2 protein-coding genes and 1 pseudogene are annotated in these 3,122 nt (G+C 41.6%); all 3 read left to right on the top strand.

The window, feature by feature from the left end; translation table 11 throughout:
- Positions 1-1,443, top strand: a pseudogene (locus BBROOKSOX_RS09695) (FG-GAP repeat protein); the annotation flags it as partial.
- Positions 1,406-2,461: an integrin alpha gene (locus BBROOKSOX_RS09700; protein WP_180323969.1), complete on the top strand. Its 1,056-nt coding sequence runs from the start codon at positions 1,406-1,408 to the stop codon at positions 2,459-2,461. The pseudogene BBROOKSOX_RS09695 and the gene BBROOKSOX_RS09700, both read left to right, overlap by 38 nt.
- A 262-nt stretch (positions 2,462-2,723) precedes the next feature.
- The coding region (locus tag BBROOKSOX_RS09705) for a transposase (RefSeq protein ID WP_139661477.1) at positions 2,724-3,122 on the top strand (399 nt) is incomplete at its 3' end.

Raw genomic sequence — 3,122 nt, forward strand, 5'->3', positions numbered from 1 at the left:
TATGTCATCTTCGGTAAAACCGACACTAGCGCCATAGATCTATCAAAACCGGGTGATAAGTCAAAATACACCATTGATTACCTCGGCGATAAAAATGACAATATTCTTACTGGCACCACTAAAGATGAAATCTTTGTTGCTGGTGCAGGCAACGACACCCTAACGGGCAACGGTGGTATGGATGTCCTTAACGCAGGTACAGGCGATGATACGATTATCATCAACGCCAGCAACATCGCCGCACTAGAAAAAACCGGTGCAGGTAACCGTGCCCGTGTTGATGGTGGTGGTGGTATTGACACCCTTAAGCTTAAGGGTGCAGGCTTAACTCTAGATCTAACTAAGATCAGTGATAGACGCATCCAAGACATTGAAGTTATTGATATTACAGGCTCAGGTAACAACATTCTAAAGCTCAACTTAGATGATTTATTACACGCCTCTACTAGCACCAATATTCTTAAAGTATTGGGCAATAGTGGCGATGAAGTCGTTACCACTGGCTTTAATGGTTTAGCAACTAAGAAAACTGTTAATGGTGTCACTTATTCTATTTACACTCATAGTGACGCTAATACAGGTGCTAATGCTGAGCTTTGGGTTCAAAAAGGTGTAATATTAATGGGGGCTCAGCGTGGCTTTGTTATCAATGGCGAGTCAGTGCGTGATCATAGTGGTCATTCAGTCTCCAGTGCAGGTGATGTCAATGGCGATGGCTTAGATGATTTAATTATAGGTGCTTATGGTGCCGATCCAAAGGGTCAACCATCTGCGGGTAAATCCTATGTCGTGTTCGGCAAACAGGACACCGATGCCATTAATTTATCAGACATTGCTGCTGGCAAAGGAGGCTTTGTTATCAATGGCGAGTTAGTGCGCGATTACAGTGGTCGCTCAGTCTCCAACGCAGGTGATGTCAATGGTGATGGTTTAGATGATTTAATTGTGGGTGCTCATAGCACCAATCCAAACGATAAATCAAACGCAGGTAGATCCTATGTTGTGTTCGGCAAACAGGACACCGATGCCATTAATTTATCAGACATTGTTGCTGGCACAGGTGGCTTTGTTATCAAGGGCGAGTTAGGGAGTTTTTGGAGTGGTCACTTAGTCTCTAGTGCAGGCGATGTCAACGGTGATGGCTTAGATGATTTAATTGTTAGTGCACGTGACACAGGAAAATCGTATGTCGTGTTCGGCAAACAAGACACCAATGCTATTAATTTATCAGCCATTGCTGCTGGCACAAGTACAGATGGCTTTGCTATCAAGGGCGAACTAGGGAATGATTATAGCGGTCATATAGTCTCCAGCGCAGGCGATGTCAATGGCGATGGCTTAGATGATTTAATTATAGGTGTTTTTGTAGGCGATCCAGACTATCAATCAAATGCAGGTAAATCGTATGTTATATTCAGCAAAAAAGACAACACCAGCCATTGAATTGTCAGCCATTGTCGCTGGCAAAGGAGGCTTTGTTATCAAGGGCGAGTCAGCGGGTGATTATAGTGGCTATTCAGTCTCCAGCGCAGGTGATGTTAACGGTGATGGCTTAGATGATTTAATTATAGGCGCTAAGCAAGCTGATCCAAGCGGTAAATCACATGCAGGTAGATCATATGTTGTGTTCGGCAAAAAAGACAATACCAATACCATTGAATTATCAGACATTGCCGCTGGTATTGGTGGTTTTATTATCATTGGCGAATCAGTGGGTGATCATAGTGGCCGCGTAGTTTCCAGTGCAGGCGATGTCAACGGTGATGGTTTAGATGATTTAATTGTGGGTGCTGATAGCACTGATCAGAGTGGTAAGACAAACACAGGTAAATCCTATGTCATCTTCGGCAAAACCAACACTAATGCCATAGATCTATCAAAACTGGGCGATGAGTCAAAATACACCATTGATTACCTCGGCGATAAAAATGACAATATTCTTACTGGCACCACTAAAGATGAAATCTTTGTTGCTGGTGCAGGCAACGATATCCTAACGGGCAACGGCGGTATGGATGTCCTTAACGCAGGTACAGGCGATGATACGATTATCATCAACGCCAGCAACATCGCCGCACTAGAAAAAACTGGCGCAGGCAACCGTGCCCGTGTTGATGGTGGTGGTGGTATTGATACCCTTAAATTAGAGGGTGCAGGTTTAACCCTAGATTTAACCAAGATCAGCGACAGACGCATCCAAGACATTGAAGTTATTGACATTACAGGCTCAGGTAACAACACCCTACAGCTCAACTTAGATGATTTATTACACGCCTCTACTAGTACCAATATTCTTAAAGTATTAGGCAATAGTGGCGATAAAGTAAATGCTGCTGGTTTTAGTGATTCAACCATTGATAAAACTGTTGATGGTATCACTTATGATGTTTACACTCATGGTGATGCCAATATAGGTGACAATGTTGCACTTTGGGTGCAACAAGAGGTTGTAATGTTTTAGGATGGTATAAGATAGATAATAAGGTTTTACAAACCAATAAAGCCTCTGAATTTATGAACTTTATGATGAAGAGCCCCCCCGATAGTAACTCAAATGATAAAGATGCCAAATGGACTCTAAAACAGAAAAGTATACTGACGGCTTGACAAGAGTCAGATATCTTTCACCAGAAAAAGTATAAAACCCCAACAAATTAAGACAACAATTTAAATTTTCTTATTTCGAACAAGTCAAACTAAACAAAAAAATCGGAGTAAAAAAAATGAGTAAAAAACGAACCAAATATACCTCAACATTTAAGACAAAATTAGTACTTGAGTTATTACAAAATAAAAGCACCCTAGTGCAGATTGCTAGCAAGCATAACATCCTTCCACAAAACCTACAGAATTGGAAGAAAACCTTCCTTGCTAACGCTGAAATTGCCATGGAGCCATCCAAGGCAGTTAAAGAATACAAAGAAGAGCTTATTAAATCACAAAAGCAAAACGAGCGTTTAACTACACTAGTAGGTAAAGTAACCGTAGAAAAGGAGTGGCTGGCAAAAAAGCTAAAAAGCTTGGGCTTATCTAATCGCAAACAGTTAGTTGAGTTCAAGCTATCTTCACCACACATGCCGTGTTCTCTTCTGTCGGTTAATCAGCAATGCCAATTACTGCAC

The sequence above is a fragment of the bacterium endosymbiont of Bathymodiolus sp. 5 South genome, assembly GCF_900128535.1.
GTDB lineage: Bacteria > Pseudomonadota > Gammaproteobacteria > PS1 > Pseudothioglobaceae > Thiodubiliella.